Annotated in this window: 13 protein-coding genes and 1 pseudogene; 5 read left to right on the forward strand and 9 right to left on the reverse strand. The window is 51.9% G+C overall.

The genetic code is table 11. The annotated features are described in order from the left end of the window. Positions 1-60 precede the first annotated feature (60 nt). Positions 61-669 (reverse strand): ERF family protein, encoded by a 609-nt coding sequence (locus PLU01S_RS12295; RefSeq protein ID WP_074825742.1) that lies wholly within the window; start codon positions 667-669, stop codon positions 61-63. A gap of 263 nt (positions 670-932) precedes the next feature. Continuing rightward, positions 933-1,358, reverse strand: a complete 426-nt coding sequence (locus PLU01S_RS12300; RefSeq protein WP_010798481.1) for a hypothetical protein — start codon at positions 1,356-1,358, stop codon at positions 933-935. 202 nt (positions 1,359-1,560) lie between these two features. Here PLU01S_RS12300 and PLU01S_RS12305 point away from each other — a divergent pair, with 202 nt between their 5' ends. Next, positions 1,561-2,394 (forward strand): coiled-coil domain-containing protein, encoded by an 834-nt coding sequence (locus PLU01S_RS12305; protein WP_074825743.1) that lies wholly within the window; start codon positions 1,561-1,563, stop codon positions 2,392-2,394. On the opposite strand, the gene PLU01S_RS12310 is transcribed toward PLU01S_RS12305, so the two are convergent. After that, positions 2,385-4,970 (reverse strand): bifunctional diguanylate cyclase/phosphodiesterase, encoded by a 2,586-nt coding sequence (locus PLU01S_RS12310; protein ID WP_083397897.1) that lies wholly within the window; start codon positions 4,968-4,970, stop codon positions 2,385-2,387. The two genes, PLU01S_RS12305 and PLU01S_RS12310, sit on opposite strands and share 10 nt — an antisense overlap. 217 nt (positions 4,971-5,187) lie before the next feature. On the opposite strand from PLU01S_RS12310, the gene PLU01S_RS12315 reads away from it, so the two are divergent. Then, positions 5,188-6,813 (forward strand): methyl-accepting chemotaxis protein, encoded by a 1,626-nt coding sequence (locus tag PLU01S_RS12315; protein WP_074825745.1) that lies wholly within the window; start codon positions 5,188-5,190, stop codon positions 6,811-6,813. Between the two features lie 142 nt (positions 6,814-6,955). After that, positions 6,956-8,497, forward strand: a complete 1,542-nt coding sequence (locus tag PLU01S_RS12320; protein WP_074825747.1) for a sensor domain-containing diguanylate cyclase — start codon at positions 6,956-6,958, stop codon at positions 8,495-8,497. Between the two features lie 264 nt (positions 8,498-8,761). Here the strand turns inward: PLU01S_RS12320 and PLU01S_RS26140 are convergent, their stop codons facing one another. Then, complete coding sequence (locus PLU01S_RS26140; RefSeq protein WP_074826162.1) at positions 8,762-8,962, reverse strand: hypothetical protein; 201 nt, start codon at positions 8,960-8,962, stop codon at positions 8,762-8,764. Between the two features lie 170 nt (positions 8,963-9,132). Beyond that, entirely contained in the window at positions 9,133-10,452 is a 1,320-nt protein-coding gene (locus tag PLU01S_RS12330; protein WP_074825749.1) for a nucleotide disphospho-sugar-binding domain-containing protein, read from the reverse strand. Positions 10,453-11,026: 574 nt separating this feature from the next. Here PLU01S_RS12330 and PLU01S_RS12335 point away from each other — a divergent pair. Next, a complete protein-coding gene (locus tag PLU01S_RS12335) occupies positions 11,027-12,022 on the forward strand; it encodes a hypothetical protein (RefSeq protein WP_074825751.1) in 996 nt (331 codons plus the stop codon). A gap of 166 nt (positions 12,023-12,188) precedes the next feature. Here PLU01S_RS12335 and PLU01S_RS12340 read toward each other — a convergent pair whose 3' ends face one another. The 3 genes and pseudogenes from PLU01S_RS12340 to PLU01S_RS12350 form a co-directional block, all read right to left on the reverse strand. Further along, on the reverse strand, positions 12,189-12,329 hold the full coding sequence (locus PLU01S_RS12340) for a DUF2256 domain-containing protein (protein WP_074826164.1): 141 nt from the start codon (positions 12,327-12,329) through the stop codon (positions 12,189-12,191). A gap of 557 nt (positions 12,330-12,886) precedes the next feature. Beyond that, positions 12,887-14,098: a hypothetical protein gene (locus PLU01S_RS12345; protein WP_074825752.1), complete on the reverse strand. Its 1,212-nt coding sequence runs from the start codon at positions 14,096-14,098 to the stop codon at positions 12,887-12,889. A gap of 406 nt (positions 14,099-14,504) precedes the next feature. After that, positions 14,505-14,908, reverse strand: a pseudogene (locus PLU01S_RS12350) (RidA family protein). A 130-nt stretch (positions 14,909-15,038) separates the two neighbouring features. Between PLU01S_RS12350 and PLU01S_RS12355 the strand changes: the two are divergent. Next, positions 15,039-15,977 (forward strand): LysR family transcriptional regulator, encoded by a 939-nt coding sequence (locus PLU01S_RS12355; RefSeq protein WP_074825754.1) that lies wholly within the window; start codon positions 15,039-15,041, stop codon positions 15,975-15,977. Between the two features lie 233 nt (positions 15,978-16,210). Here the strand turns inward: PLU01S_RS12355 and PLU01S_RS12360 are convergent, their stop codons facing one another. Beyond that, positions 16,211-17,215, reverse strand: coding sequence for a saccharopine dehydrogenase (locus PLU01S_RS12360; protein ID WP_074825756.1), 1,005 nt, complete (start codon positions 17,213-17,215; stop codon positions 16,211-16,213). Positions 17,216-17,262: the final 47 nt, after the last annotated feature.

Raw genomic sequence — 17,262 nt, forward strand, 5'->3', positions numbered from 1 at the left:
TTTAGTGTTAGAGCTAAGCCAAGCGTCCCTGCAGGCTTGCCAATGGATAGGTGAGGGAAATCATGCCGCGTTGTCCTGGTTCTTGCGTTCCTGGTACTTTTTGGCGGCTGACTCGAGACTGCTGACAATGCTGTCATAGACGTCAACGGTCATCTTGCTGGCGTCCGGGTAATCCGTTTCAAACTTCTTCTGAACGGCCGGGCTGCACTCGCTTACCGCATTTTCGATACGCTTGAGCTGACTCTTGTTAATGTAAACGGCAGGCTGGCGGTTGGCATTGGTCTGAGAAGCATCATTGGCATCGTCATCCTCTTGGGCAATACCTGCAAAGGCTGCCAGGGAATAACGGCGATAGTACGTAATCGCGCTACCAACCCCTTGAGGGTCCATTTTCATGCAGGGGCCCAGCAGGGTATTGCTGATCCACTGACCCGACTCGTGCATCAGTACCGTTTCGACACTGACTTTGCCATCTTCAAAGCCCGGCATTTGGACGATCGAAAGGCCGAACTTACTCAGAATCGGTCGGGTTGTATTCAATACTTCAGCCAGATCCGCATACTTGCTTCTGAAGTGCGGATTAATGCTTCCCTTTGTGGCGTTTTCAATCTCAGCCTGTGCGGCGGCCAGGGCCTTGGCAAGGGCGTCGATGTTTTCTGACATTTTCATACAGATATCTCCAAGGCAACATACCCCTTACCGACGGGACAGGGGTGAACGTCGAGAACTGATGAGAAGGGTTTAAAGAGGTGTTTCAGGCAGTCCATCCTATATGGGGGCAAGCGGGCTAAAACCAAGCTGAAAGCCCCGAGCTGCCTGACCTTTCGTCGGATGAACACTGCCTTTAAAAGGCTTCTCAGTTATCAAACGCGCTACTACTTGGACCACAGCGAAAGCGGTTTATCTGCAAGCGTGCAAAGGTTTGTAATGGCTCAGAATTTATGAAGCGCGAGGGATATCCCATAGCTCAAGGCCTGCCCGGTCAGTTGGCGAAGCTCCTCGTCAGCGTCGTGTTTCGCTGCCTGAACAAGGCGATCACCCAGAGCACCTTCAAGGCATGCAGGCGTTGCCTTCAAGATCTCGAGCCCCTTGGCAGTGAGGACACAATCATGAGCGGTTCCAGCCACTACATCGCCATGTTCGATCAAGCCTGCATTGCCAAGCCATCTGACCGAGGCGGTAAAGAATCGAGCCTCATCCGCACAGGGATTAAAGTCATCTATTTCATTCAGGCCCGCCGCCTCGATGTGCTTTTGCATATCGGTACAAAAGAGATTACGCGGAATAGGGAAGGCCTCGTACAACTCACCAAAAAGCCGACCGACCAGATTATCGAACCGTTCAATGTTGGTAGCCATGGGCGCTCCTGAGTTGATTTCACTCCATCATAGCTGACATCGTGATGCGCAGGAGAGCACCGTCTGGCGAAAAGCGCTGTAAATCAAGGTGTTAAATATAGTCCTGCCTTTTTCTGGCTACGCCATCCCCTGCTTGGGATGAGCACAGAGTTGCGCTACGATTAGCCTTACGATTTTTATTCTTTACGTAAAGCGAGTAGCCATGAGCCGTAACGGTGTAGACAAGGAGAGGGTGGCCACTGCCATTCGGCAGCTAAAGGAAGCGGGCCGGTCTGCCTCTGTACCTGAAATCCGGGCGCTGACAGGAGGCTCGTTTACAACTATTCAACGTTATAAAAAAGAAATCGAAGCTGACGAGCAAAGCCTTTCAGGACCGAGCGGGCGGATCAGGGCGGACATGCTGGCACTGATCGAACAACTCGAACGCAAGTTGCTGGAGAGGGCCCAGCTGGAAATAGACGAGGCCGAGCAGACGCTCGCGGTTCAGGCGAAGTCGATAAATGAAAAGCTCCAACTTGCCGATGAGCGTGCGAACGCCCAGCAAGAGCGTATCAAGGACCTGGAAGCCAGACTAGCGAAAGCCGAAGCACTCGCAGGAGATTACGCAAACCGATACAACGCAGCCAATAACGAGCTAGCCAGGCAGGCGGTAGACCTGACTCATAGCCAGCGTGAGTCGGCTGCCCGTGCCCAGCGTATCGAAACGCTAAGCGCTGAACTCAAGACGGCACGGGATGCGTTGGAAGGTTATCAGGAGGTGATGCAGCGCCAGCGGCTACAGGATCAGGTGCAGTCGGATTCCGCCGTCAGTGACTTACGCAACCAGCATCAAGCGGTTCTGGCCGAGAATGCCTCTTTGCGGGAGCAGAACATCCAACTGATTCGGGATAATGAGCGACTCCAGGCCTTGCATACCACACAGGCCCGGCATCTGGATGACCTGGCCCGTCAACTCGATCTGGAGCGCGCCACCGGCAAGGACCTAATCAGGCAGATCGCCCGTCTGGAGGCGCGACTGGAATCGCATCAGCTTTGAGATTTGCCCTCCGGGGTAAGCTGCTCATTCAACTGCTCAACCAGGCGTTCCACCGGAACCGGTCTGCCCAACAGAAACCCCTGCGCCTGATCACAGCTCAGGATACCTAGTGCATTAAGCTGCTCGGCTGTTTCGACACCTTCTGCGGTCACGGACATCGAGAGCGCTTTGCCCAGAGCAACAATGGCCTTGATGATGGCCTGATTGCTATGGCCACCCTCGCTCAAGCTCATAATGAAGCTGCGGTCAATCTTGATGCCGTCGAATGGATACTGGCTCAAGTAGCTGAGCGAGGAATAGCCTGTTCCAAAGTCATCCATGGAAAGCTTCACACCCAGCGCCTTGAGTTCATGCATCAGGGCCAAAGCGCTCTCAGCATTATCCAACATCACGCTTTCGGTAATTTCCAGCTCAAGCCGTGCGGGCTCAAGTTGCGTTTCTTCCAGTACCTGGCGGATACGCTCTACCAGATCATTGCGTTGGAACTCGATACAGGACAGATTAACCGACACGAAAATGGGGCCTTTCCATTCGAGCGCCTCGCGACATGCCTTGCGCAGAACCCAGTCGCTCAGCGGAACTACAAGCCCGCTCTGCTCCGCAACCGGTATGAATACAGCAGGACTCAGCAAACCGCGGGTAGGGTGGCTCCAGCGTACCAGTGCCTCTGCGCCAATGATTTTTCCGTTCTGGATACTAAAGCGCGGCTGGAAGACGAGTCGTAACTCATCGCGCTGCAGGGCGGCCCGCAGGTCTTCCTCGATCTGCTGGCGTTGAAGCAGCCGCTCGTTCATCGCGCTGTCGTACAGCCGCCACGTATTACGGCCTGCCCCCTTGGCCTCATAAAGTGCAATGTCCGCAAACCGAAGCAGCTCGTTCTTGATAACCCCATGTGCAGGCGCCTGCACGATACCAATGCTGGCGCTGACATGAACCTCAAGTCCGTCAATCGTGATCGGAGTAGAAAGACAGGCCAGCAGACACTCTGCCAATACAGAAGTGTTTGGCTGCATTGGCCCAGTAAGAACAAGAACGAACTCATCGCCGCCCTGCCGGGCAATGAATACGCTGCTGTCCATACATCGCTTGAATCGGTTGGCCACTTCGATAAGGACCTTGTCACCAAACTCATGCCCCTGAGTATCGTTGACGTGCTTGAAGTCATCCAGGTCCAGATAAAAAACGGTTAAAGGACTCTCTGGTGTCGGTCCGTTTCCCAAGTGCTCCTTGAGATACCGATACATGTATGTCCGGTTGGGGAGCTGCGTCAGCGGATCATACTTGGACAGATGCTCGTAATGGGCCTGAGCTTCCATTTCGTCTGTAATGTCGCTAAGGGTCCCGCGATATCCGGATAAGACGCCCTCCGTCCAAACAGACCGAAGATAAAGATGCCCCACACGTTTATGTCCTTCGCGGTCCATGTAAAAGCATTCCAGGGCTTTTGGGGTACCTGCTGATTCCTGATCTTGTTGGGCGCTTTCCTGGAAGTCCGTTTCGCTGAAATCAATAAGCTCCTGTAGCGGCTTCCCCAGCCACTCGTGAACACTAAAGCCGGTGCTGACTGCGAACCGGTCAGAAAGATAGGTCAGCTCACGTCGGGCATTCGTCTCCCAGATCCAGTTTGAAGAAGCCTCGGCAACATCCCGAAAACGAGCCTCGCTATGCTCCAGGGCTTCATGGCTGCTGTCGATCAATGCAGCCGCGCGCAGTGATCGGCGCTTGAGTTTGATTAAAACCAGATACAGGGCAAATGCTGTAAGTACCAGCAGAGGCAGCATTACGCTTAGCAGTACACCGCCAGGACGCTCTGCCTGCCAGCTGAGCAGAAAAGGAACGCCATAGTCCTCACTTATGATAAGGCTGGCGCTATCCTTTTCTGCCGGCCCGGCTTTTAAATTGACAATGCCAGAGGCCGTACCCATCGACGCCAGCTTCTGCTGATCCAGCCGTTCAACAAAGAGCATGATAGGGAGCTGGTCTCGCCTGGGTAGATACGCCACCTGAATGGGTTGAACCAAAGCTGCCGAAACAATCGCCGGTACGCCATCAACCTGATAAAACCCCTGAACATACGTAAGCGGAGGCTCGCTCCGGAGTCGGTCCAGCATTGCCGGCAAGTCGCCTTCGATCCACTGGAGTGCATCCTTGGGGTCGACCGTATCCTTTAAAAAGGCATAACGGGTATTTTGCGAGCCGTCGACAACCAGGACGGCGTCCAGCCCATACTGCGACAGCAGCGAGCCGGCCAGCTTATCTTCTTCACGCGCCCATTTCGTATCGACCGCAGGATAGAGGTGCATGAAATTCTCCTCCCAGCGGGCATAGTCCATGAGTGTCGCCACTGTGGACTTCTTACGGGTATCGATAGCATTGCGCAAGGCCTGCTCACCACTGGTAATGGCCTTATTATCTAACGACCAGGCGATATAGCTCGTGACGGCGCCTGCCAGGGCGAACAGGCTCAACATCAGGACGGTAAACATCAACACAGAGCGACGGGTCAGCTCAGTGTGGCTTTGTGAACGAAACGGCTCGTCCTTTTTCATGGCTGGCGGGGGCGGAGAAATAGGCATGGTCAGGGAGGCGATTCGATAATCTGCTATCAGGTTGTTTTATATCGGCTTCCGTTCTCGCCGCTGTAGCAAATAATCCGGTTCAGGCGATGTGAGGCACAACCGGGCGGATCAACAGACCATCCGGCAACTTTTGACTCAAGAATTCCGCACTGATGCCGCTTCAATACGTATCACTTTGCATGTCCTCTCTGGCCCCCTTATCAAGGTTATGTCTATGAGCCTTCGCTCCCTGAAAATTGCATACCGGAGCCTGTTTTGCTTTGGCGTTATCGCGGTCATCCTGACCGGGCTGGGGGTGTTCAGCCTGGCACAGATGTCTCATATCCAGGATCAGTCTCGGAAAGTGGAACTGAACTCATTGCCCAGTATTGTTGAAAGTGACAATCTGGCCCTGCAAATGGCCCGTATTCGTATAGAGGCGTTGCGCCTGATTGCCTTGCCAGATGCTGAAATACTGCGGAAGACTCAGCAGAAAATTAAGGATCTAGGACAGTTGGTTGACGCTGGCTTCAAGCGCTATGAGCCTCTGGTCAGTACGCCGGAAGAGGGCAAGGCGCTACAGCAATTGCAGGCTATCTACCGTGATTACATGACCAATACGGATCAGCTTGTAGCATTAATGGTCAGCGGCCGGATCGATGATGCCCGTAAGCAGGTCACGGGTGGCATGGCCAGCCTTGGCTTGAGCATGAACGAGCAGACCGAGAAATTGCGTACCCTGAACCAGCAAGCTGCCAAAGCCTTTGGCGAAGATGCACAGGCAGTGTATAGCAGCTCCGTATCCATTACCCTGACGGTTATCGGCTGCGCCTTGGGCCTTACGATTCTGCTCGCCTGGCGTCTGACCTTAAGTCTGTCCAAGCCTATTCTCGAAGCTGTGCAGGCCGCGGAGGCCATCGCGTCGGGTGACCTAACCCACCGGCTGGAAACAACCGGTACAGATGAGGCCGCTCAGCTGCTCAAAGCTATGGGAAAAATGCAGGGCAATCTGCGCGATACGCTTGAGCAGATCAACCGGTCGGCTGAGCAGCTGGCTGCTGCGACTGAAGAAATGAGCGCAGTCATGAGCGAAAGTACGCAGGGACTGCAACAGCAGAACAGCGAAATTGAGATGGCAGCTACTGCAGTCACCGAGATGAGCCAGGCCGTTGAAGAAGTAGCGGGTAACGCGACGTCGACGTCAGTCGCCTCCAAGGCAGCAGCCGAAACCGCGCGCCAAGGGCAGCGTCAGCTTAACGATACCCTCAGTGCTATTGGTGTCCTGACGGACAACGTTCTGAGCGCTTCTGAGCAGGCACGTCAGCTGGCCGAACAGACACGCAACATCAGCCAGGTGCTGGATGTCATCCGGTCCGTAGCGGAGCAGACCAACCTGCTGGCGCTGAACGCTGCAATCGAGGCGGCCAGAGCAGGGGACGCGGGTCGCGGGTTTGCTGTTGTAGCAGACGAGGTACGCTCACTGGCACACCGGACCAGTGATTCTACCCGAGAAATCGAGGCCATGATTGGCAGCATTCAGCAGGGGACTACTCATACCGTAGACGCCTTGCTGACCAGTGCAGATCAGGCCAGGCAAACCCAGGAGCAGGCTGAGGCGGCAAGCCATGCACTAGGCACAATCAACGATGCGGTTAACGGTATCGATGAGCGTAACCTGGTCATTGCCAGCGCTGCTGAGGAGCAGGCACAGGTGGCCCGAGAGGTGGATCGTAACCTGGTTCGTATTCGTGATCTGTCTATCCAGACGTCCGCGGGTGCAGAACAGACCCATACAGCCAGCCAGGAGCTTTCTCGCCTGGCTGGAGACCTAAGCGGGATGGTTCGCCGGTTCAGAGTGTGACCGACTGGCAGGATGATGCTGATTAACAGACATCGTTCTGCCCTACGTTTCGGCTAGGTAACGCAACGGAATGTGATAAATGCGTCCTTTATGGAAGGGCGTTTGTAAGCCCTCGTTGCAGTCCATGCCCTAAGGTAGGTTTATGTCTCATCCCGATTCAATGGTTTCGAAGAAACTCAAACGCCTACCTCTGGAAACGTTAACGATGGCCTTTCTGGGCTTGGTGTTTGTGTCCTTGGTAGGGTTTGATTTCTGGCAAAGCTGGCATGCGCGAGACGTTCAACTGCAGCAGTCCGAGAGCACAACGCTCAACCTGACTCGCGCGTTGGCCCAACATGCTGAGGACTCGTTCCAAGAAGTGGATGTAGCGCTCATGAGCCTTCAGCACTTGCTGGAGCAGGGTGATGAGATATCGTTTAAACCAGAAGCGCTGCATACGCTGCTTGAAAAATATGCGGGCTCCCTAGAGCAGGTCGAGGGCCTTTTTGTTTTTGACGAGCAGGGCAATTGGAGGGCAACCTCTTTAGGTGAAACGCCATGGAAAGGCCAGAACTCAGACCGAGGCTACTTTAGATTTCACAATCAGAACACAACTGAAGACCCCTTCATTAGCCGTGCCATTCATTCCCGTTCTACAGGCAATTGGATTATCCCGATATCCCGGCGTGTTACCGACAAACAAGGGCGTTTTGCAGGCGTAGTGCTGGCTACGGTCAGGATGGAGTATTTTCTCGACTTCTACAGGCACATCGAATTGGGGCCTTCAGGTGCCATTGTGCTGGCGATGCCGGACGGCACGATTCTGAGTCGACGCCCCTTCAAAGACGAATATCTGGTGGGCAAACACCTTGCCCAGAGCTACGTCATTACCACAGCATTGGCTCAGGCGCCTTCCGGCATCGTGACTATCAAAGCGGTAATTGATGGGGTTGAGCGCCTGTATGGCTACCAGCTGATAGATAAATATTCCTTGTTGGTAATGGTGGCAATGAGCAAGAAAGAGCTCTTGTCGGACTGGACCGGTGATACGCAACGCTCAGCCATCATTGTCGCCAGCCTCATTATCGTGATGTCGCTGTTCGGCTTGGTGTTGATGCGCCAGATCGGGCATGCCAATACAGTCAAGGCTGAACTGATCGAGGCGCACCGTGCGCTGGAAAGGCAGGCCTTGTCTGACGGACTGACTGAATTGGCCAATCGTCGCTATTTCGATATGGCATTGCATCAGGAACTCAAGCGGGCAGAACGCTCGGGGCAACCGCTAAGCCTGATCATGCTGGATATCGACTTTTTCAAGGGCTACAACGACCATTACGGACACCCTGCAGGCGACTATTGCCTGAAACAGGTCGCACAGGCGCTAAAGCATAGTCTCCCACGATCGGGTGATTTTGCGGCAAGGTATGGTGGTGAGGAAATGGCGGCCATCTTGCCAGCCTGCGACAGGCAAGGCGCCTGGATAGTTGCCAAGCGTATCCAGGACCAGATACGTAAGCTAAAGCTTGAGCATCACACCAGTCCATTCGGCATGGTCACTGTCAGCGGTGGTATTCATACATATATGCCCGGCGAGGACGGCGTCCTGACTGGACAAACATTGATTGAGTGTGCAGACAGTGCTTTATATGAAGCCAAACGTAATGGGCGAAACCGGATGGTGGCGACTGAGAGTAGTCATACGTGATTAGCAGAGGAGACGTGAGAGGGGTTCCCGGACATGGGCTCTATACGCAGGTCCGGTACTACTGATAATTCTAATACTCCATTTAACATAAGATATATTATGCGAATCTAAGAATAAGTCTCATAGGAGCATAATCGACACATTTCCCCGGTGTTTCATTTCCGATTAAAGCACTAATCGGAAATTCATTACCTGCAGTACAAACTATTCAGGTCTTACTCCTGCGATCAATTTCTGCTTCATAAAGATGAATGACTGACGTTTTTAGGATGAGCCTGATGGTGCCTCGCTAATAACTCGGCAGCCTTTACGCAGGCGAATCTCTTCGTCAGAGGGTCTAATCGAGACAAACCTGAATTCAAGATTGTCATAGATTTCAAGATATCCCCACTCCAGACTCAATTCATCTTGTTCTTGCTCAGGTGGTTTTGCCCACCAAGGTTCACGACTGATCAACCTCGCCATGGTCTCTACCTGATATCTCTGTACAGTAAACATCAGCGAAACGGTTTTTTGATAATTTCTGCGGGTTGAGCCTCGTACAACTGCAGACATAAGGTTGGTAACGTTCCCTGTTAGTGCTCTGACCACCTTATCTCTTTCGATAAGCTTTTAGGTTTAAAGATCTCGATCAGTCATGGGCTTGAAAGTGATAACTCAGACTGGAAAAAAGAATCAACCGCCTGTTTAAGTGCTAAGGCAGGATCGAGTTCCCTATACTGTTGACTCAATGTCATCGCGGCCCTTTTGAATCGCGCCTCCCTCAAAACCGTTGCGACGGCCTCTGATAAATCCTGCGTGGCGGGACGATCTGTTTTGAGGTTGATACCTGCACCTGCCCACGCTACCCGTGCTGCAACTTCTGCCTTGTCTTCCGAGGTGCCTGCAATCACAAGCGGAACGCCATGTCGCAATGCCTGTTGTACGCCACCGTACCCGCCGTTGGTAACCATGACATCGACGTACGGAAGCATCTGCTCATAAGGCAAATAGTCAGCCATGTAGGCATTTTGGGTAACAAATGGCTTGGTGTGCTCCCCTGGTTTACCGGCTGTAGCAATTACCAGCGCGTTACTAGCTGCAAGAGCATCAAGCGTTGGATATACCAGGTTCTCCAGGTTACGAGCTACGGTGCCTTGAGTGACAAAAATAACAGGCCGACCCTCTGCTTTCGCTGCATCGACTTCACCCCACCAAGCTGGTAAAGAATAGGCTTGTACTTGGCTTGGCGCAGTACCTATCAATTTTACAGAGGGAGGAAGACAGGCTCCGGCATATTCCAGTCCTGGAACAGTCATCTGCAGAAATATGTCCGGAAGTAGCGTGGTGGCATCCATAAAGGAATAAGGCATAGGCCTTGTACCGAATGTGCCCAGGGCGGCATCAAGGGCTGCTTTTGAGCCCCGCATCTCCCTGCCAAAATCACGACTTAACTGTACATAACGTTGTCTTTCGTGTTCGGTAGTAGCAGGAGGAAGTCCTTTACCAAAGGGTGCCAGATGGTCTGCACTAAGCATTAGAGGTGTTATCCCGAGTGAGATCAAGCCGGCAGGTCGTGCGCCAGAGGATCGCAGCTGGAATGGCCATCCTCCTGCAAACATATGATTGGTTATGAGCACAGCAGGCTCATCGCTTTCGCCTAGTACAGCTTGAACTGTCTTGGTCTGGTCGACCAATGGCTGGATAAATAGGACGCGGAAATCGAAGTCAAGCAGCTGAGGACCAGGCCGCAGCTTTTTACGGTCAGGAAAGGTTTGGTTGACATCCCGCGCATCATAATCCGCTGTACCTTGTAACGTAACATGCCGGATACCTTCCTGCTCAACACGTTCTTTTGATGCAGACCCCGTAATAAAAGTGATGTCGTACCCCTGCTCTTTCAGGCGCGGCAACAATGACAAAACGGGAAGTACATGACCTACCTGGGGCGTGGTTGCAACGATAATTCGAGGCATCAAATAACCTTAATCAATGGTGTATGAATCAAGGTATACCGGTCATCCATGACATCCTTACTAAGGAACACTGACAGGCTTTCTCGTATGTCCTATGTCGTGCTGATGTTTGAAGCGTTGGCGAGATAGCTAGGCCGAAGGTGGCGCCAGGACCATCTATGACGGTTCGAGAACATCTGGTTAATGATTAAATTGGCTAAAACCCTTTTTTAGCCAATTTAAGATTTGATGGAGCAGTAACATCTAAGCAAAAAGAGTTTTAGGTTGCACTCAGATCAATCTGATTACTAATAAAATCCTTAATATCCTCAGAATTAATCCTTTATTTTTTCTAGAATCAATCCTTCAGCTAGTAGCGCTGCGATCAAGCGTGTCTAACAATGCTTAGACCGCTAAATAAGAGCAGGCTAAAGACCCACCCTCACCTCTATATGCCATTGCTTTTTTAAAAAATTAGTGGATGTTCGTCTAGAGCTTGGGAGTGCCGGCAGTCTTTTACTTGGTGGAACATAACCTTAAATCATCACAAAAACGCACCTCTCACGCTTGCTAAGTCAAGGAAAAGGCTGAACATATGCTTACCATCAAACCTCTTGCTGCTGCCATCCTGATCATAATCAGCTCCCAAGCTTTCGCGGAGATGAATACTGCCGAAGTACAGCAAGTCGGTACTAACAATACAGGTTCGCTAGAGCAGCAGGGCAGCGGAAATTACGCCTATCTTCAACAGGACAGCCAAGAGAATAGCCAGGCTGAGATCTTTCAGAACGGCACTAGCAATAGTGGATCGGTTTATCAGCTACAGGGTTCCGATAACAACGCTGATATAACTCAGCGGGGTGATAGCAATAACGCCACTGTCCGTATTGGCGAAAACGGAGGTGGGAATACATTCGGCTCAAGTGTCAGTACCTACCAGGAAGGCAACGCAAACACGCTTGATATTACGGTGACTGGCTATGCAGCAGGTGTAACGACGTCTTCGGTTGGTGACAACAACTCAATTCGCGGTGAAGTAACCGGTGGTATTTCTGGCGCCACGTTGAGCCAGGTGGGTAATAATAACGGTATTGATGTCAACCTTGGATCGTCATCGTACGCCTCAGTTAATCAGGCAGGTAATAACAACACTGCCAGTGTTTCAGGCTCCTCGTACAGGATGGGAAATAACAGTACTGAGCTGACGCAAAGCGGTGACGGCAATCACGCCAACACATATATGGGCAGTCAGTTCGGCAAGATCACACTGACACAGGATGGCTTGGGTAACCAAGCTGATATTTATTCCAGTGGGCGCTCAATTACCCTCTCGGGTTCAACCCTTGGCAACAATAATACTGTGGATATCGATCAGTCAGTTGAAACCGGAAGCGCTATATTCGCTCAGTCTGGTGATGAGAATATTCTAAATATCGCGCAGCAAGGTTTTGTTGACAATTTCACTGCAAACGCGACCCAGTTGGGTGTTGCCAATCACGCAAACATTACCCAAGGTAGTGAGCTAAATGGTGCATCGGCAGTCGTGACCCAGTCTGGTAACAATAACGCGGCTACCATTATTCAGCGCTAAGCCATACCGCCAGCGCTCGAAATAGCGCTGGTCTTTTGATTTAAGCTCTTAAACGCTCTCCCCTGCGTTAGTTTGCTAAGCTTCTATGAAAAGCGATTTGTCTGGCTGTCGTGCCTTTTGAAGATGTGTTTAAACCACCACAACCTCAACTGTCCGGCTCAGCGGCTTAGTGCTCCGAACGCTTATGCCTCCTACAACGCTCTGAGCAGTAGCGTACGTCCTCCCAGCAGCGCTCCCACTTTTTGCGCCAGGCAAATGGTAAACCACACACTGGGCAAGTTTTGACTGGAAGTTGACTCTTTTTCAAAGTGCCTCGTATGCCCTTAACGTTCATTCTAGTGATTGTAGCAACTGAGCGACCCGCAGCTAGGCTAGCCGTTTGGTGCTTCCGACGGGTAACAGCCCTGCTGCTTCGTAGGCGTGTTCTCTTTCAAGAAACCGCTCTCGATGGTGCATGCTGTTTACCGAATCAACCATTAGCCACTGCTGATTGATCCAGTCTCCGGCACGCTGGATCCATAGCGAGGTAAGTCTCGAGTGCGTCAAGAGATAGGCTTCTTAACTGTGGAATCGGATCATTTAAGGTCTTAAGCAAAGCCCTTAGCGAGTCGACACATGTTTGGCTGGATACCGCTCTAACGGCAAACTCTCGAACGAAGCCATTATAGTGCTGATTTAACAACGCCTAGTCTGCATCCTTCGGATAATTCCGGAGAATGGCGTACGCTTCACTTAAACGGCGATTCTCAGAATCGATAACCGTTGCTCTTTTATTGAAAAGTTTTCCGAGCCAATACTTCCATGTGCGCATAGATACATCCATTCGTAGCAGCGCGACCGTTTAGCTGCCGCGCTGCCTAAACATTACTGACTAACGCTGGCCCTGTTGCCAGTACCTGTCTGGCTGAGCACAGCACGGCTGCTGCCTTCAAAGTTTGAGGATTGCTGAATAATGGCCTCATTCGCAATGCCTACCTGTGCCAGCGTTGCGCTACTTGGATTCTCATAGGAGGAAACTTGATCAAGTCGAGCGATGTTCAGATCTCCGCTTTGATCAACGTCAATCGAGCCTTCACCGCTCTGGCTGATATCTACACGATTGTCATTTCCAAAGGCAATACTTTCTACCGAACTATACGTACCGGACTGATACACTCGAAGTGTGTTGGCATCTCCGGTCTGAATGTAAGAAATTCTAGAGCTATCTACCCATTGGGTGGCCTCAACTCGGTTAGAATCACCTTCAGTCTCTCCCTGCAATGCTCCAGCGCCTCCGCCCAGGCTAGCGGATAACAGGTTATTATTACCATTTTGGGTCACATCTACGTAACCGCCTAACCAGCTGCCTTGTTGAATAGCAAGCTGATTACCGTCACCCTGCTGAACGTATCTAAGACTCACTTGGTACTCGCCACGCTGCTCAATATTGACCACGTTACTGTTACCAACGGTAGTGCCTATCAACTCTCCGCCACTGTAGGCTATTTGCGATATGAGCAGCTCGTTGGTTGAGCCTTCCTGAACGATAGACAGCTCACCTTCGTTTGAGGCGTTAACTGAGGCATAGTTGTCATTACCAGTTTGATCAACGCCTGCCGAGCCTGACAAGCTGAGCAGAACACCATTTCTATCGCCTTTCTGGTTGATCGCTCCATACGCGTCATAGCCTCCCTGCACTTCAATGGCGTTGTAATTTCCTAGCTGCATACCCGAAAAATTATTTGAATAATGCGATTCTCCAAAAGCAATATTGGCCTGATTGCCCTGTCCTTGCTGTTGTAGCTCAATATGGCTTTGAGTGCCGTTACCCGCTTGGTAAAGTCGGGCATCGTTATCTGTTCCCTCTTGGTAAAGATTTGCCGTGCTGGCGTTTTCACTACCTTGCTGTATATACCCAATATTGTTGCTGCCGGATTGCCTGATAGCCGCTTGACTAATAAGCGTTGTCTCAAGCTGTTCTATCGTCGCTGTATTATTTTCACCGTCCTGTATTAAATCAGCGGTATTGCTGTCTGCAAGACAAGAAATGCTGAATGAGAGCAGAGCAATAATGAAGCAGGGTTTGACGGTAGACATAAAGGGCTCCTGACTTTCCTATAACGCAGTAGATAGCGTGTGAGTAAACAGGTCAGGGCCAAAATGAAATCAGGCGGGGCACTTTCTCTACATGCAAGGGTGTGAACCTATAGCGACGAGACAATAAAGCGTGCTTTGCTTACAATTAAGACCCCACAGCCATAAAGCGAGCCTTATGGTTGGCCGATTCTCAGGCAACGTAAGATCAGGGCCTATCACTCAAATGATCTTATTACGAGCAAAAGGGGATTAAGTCTGTAACCCTATGTTACAGCCTGTTAAATCGTAGCCTTCTCCATTTGTTCAATGATATGAGGCGCTTTTTGAAGAGTTCGGCAGTAAGTAAGCTGGGCTTCATGAACGTCAGCTCAACTGCCGAGCTTAAAGTACTTTTTCACTGCACAGTTCAGCTAGTGATAGCGTCTGGAAGCTTAGCGATGACCTTTATCTCAATTGAAAGCCGTAGAGCCATGTAACGCCAATGCCGGTTAATGTCGGATAAGGTGCTTCTCCCCAGTATTCGGGCAGTACTTTCCAGATCGTATCAAAGCGTGTTTCGGGATCAACGATGAAAACCGTTACGTCAATGACATCTTTGAACGAGCAGCCTGCTGCAGCCAGAATCGCGTTCAGATTTTCAAAAGCAAGCCGCACCTGTGCCTCCAGTTCCGGCTCGGGTGAACCATCCTCACGACTACCAACCTGTCCTGAAACGAACAAAAAACCGTTGGAGCGAATCGCGGGTGAATAACGATTGCGCTCATACAATGCCTGACGGCCAGTTGGAAAAACGGCGTTGCGTGTGCTCATGGTTGCTCTCCTATGGGTCAATGCCCGGTGTAGAGAGACTTTAAGGAACGCTTACCTGTTGAATAAACTAGCAGGCGCAGTCATCACTATTTGTAAAATCCAAATAATCTACAAGACAGTAGGAACAACGATGGATCGTTTTGATGCAATGCAGGCGTTTGCTCGTGTTGTGGAGGCAGGCAGCTTTACCAAGGCTGCCGAAACACTTCATATGAGCAAGACCAGCGTTACCCAACTGGTGCAGCAACTGGAAGCCCGGTTACGCGTTAAGCTGCTCAACCGGACCACACGCCGTGTCAATGTGACGGCCGATGGGGCCGCTTATTATGAGCGCGTGGTCAGACTGCTTGCGGATATGGATGATGCCGAAACGAGCTTATCCAGCGCCTCCTTGGCTCCCAGAGGGCGGTTACAAGTGGATGTGCCCAGCCCTTTTGCCCGTCTGGTTCTGATCCCGACACTTCCAGCGTTTTACGAAAAGTATCCTGATATCCAACTTGATATGGGTGTCAGTGATCGTATGGTCGATCTGATTGGCGACAATGTGGATTGCGTTGTACGTGGTGGCAAGATTACCGATCAATCGTTGGTTGCTCGCCATATAGGCGATTTACGGCTTGGGGTGTACGCCGCGCCGAGCTATCTGGAGCATCGGGGAACGCCACTTCACCCTCGGGAATTAGAAGGTACTGACCACCGTATCGTAGGCTTTCTCTGGGCGCGCACTGGCAAGGTCTTTCCCTATGCCATGCGTTCCGGCAATGAGAGCGTCAATGTCACGGGTCATTATGCGCTGGCCGTGGACGATGGTAATGCCTATTTGGCAGCCGGGCTGGCAGGGCTAGGTCTCCTCTGGTTACCAGACTATATGTCCAAAGATTATTTGATTCGAGGTGAGCTGGTTCCTGTGTTTGAAGACTGGCAACTCGACCCAATGCCAATGTACGTAGCATTTCCGCCAAACCGGCATGTCAGCGCCAAACTACGTGTATTTATCCAATGGATCACTGAACTGATGACACCCAGCGAAGCAGTGTCAGACAAGAGACCGTTAGGCCCTGCCCGCTGATTGCGGCCGAGCTGAAGATGCATACAAAATCCGCTGACCCGGATAAGGTGCGTCCAGGTGTTTTCGCCGTCTAGACTCTATCCCTGCCCAACCAAAACCTTAGTTTGGCCTGTGCAGCAGGCCCAAAGGTGATCTGATCGGCTATATTAGCGGAGAATGCACTGCAGCCCGCCAGGGCTGCAGTAGTTTACGCCCATGTTATCGGACGCCATCAGCTGGGTGTTGTAGCCTCATTACACCTGAAGTTTACGTAGCTCACCCCCCTCCTGCTTTAGGCGCTTCAAATACGTGGCGGAGTTCAGTAACTGGTAGGGGAGGTAAAGGCCCGGTGAGGTGGGCGGTTGACCGTCCAGCCCGAGCAGCCTTTCAAGGACCATTGCTACGCTAAGGCCTGTTAGCGGTGCCGCGCCTTCTGGATGGATGACGGCATGACGTGTGCGCAGTGGTTCGCCATTTAGGTCCTCGCCCTCAAGCTCAATGATGATCTCGGTCGACATAGGTTTACCCTGACGTCGGGTTGAGCTAACCCCGATGCCCATATTGAACTGGATATTGGCTGCGCCTGTTGCGGCCCCTAGGCCAACGACGTCAATGGATGAAAACCCGGACGCTTCGATTTCAGTACCATCAACTGCACGAAAGCTGACCTTGGCATCCTCTCCTTCCCGCCAAATATATACACCGGCACGCCGGGTCAGCGCGGCTGGCAGCATCCTGTTCAGGCGCTCAAAGTCGCTTGCAACAGTCGGGCCTCCGGTATCCTGTTCATCGACCAGCGCATTGATGCGTATGTCGTGCACGCGGCTAAACGCACTGGCAATGCTCAGTGTGGATACCGTTGTAGCGCCCACCATCCATTCGTAACCGAGGACAATGGGTGCAGCATTAGGCATGTGCATGTAGGTTGCGATTTCCGGTGCGATCTCGAAAATGCCAGATGAAATACTGAGATGAGGCACACCGTGCTTTTGGGCGTAGCGTAGCCCGGCAATAGCATGGTCCATGTAGAAGACTACGACGCCGCTGACGGTGCGATCCCCAAGGCCCAGATCGTCGGCGCCAGCGTCAATGACCACGCCTTGCGCTCCGCCAATCTGTTCTGCGGCCTGTTGGGCCTTGGCAGCATCGCGGCCGCCAATCAGCAGTGGTACATCAGGATAGGCTGCGCGCAGCGCCCGGGCAGTTTGATGACCAACTGCGCCAGAACCGCCCATTAACAGGATAGGATTAAGTGACATTACATGATCTCCTAATTCCAGGCTTCAACCTACTACTGGTAGGTAAA

Origin of the sequence: Pseudomonas luteola NBRC 103146 (assembly GCF_002091675.1) — a bacterium.
GTDB classification, from domain to species: Bacteria; Pseudomonadota; Gammaproteobacteria; order Pseudomonadales; family Pseudomonadaceae; genus Chryseomonas; species Chryseomonas luteola.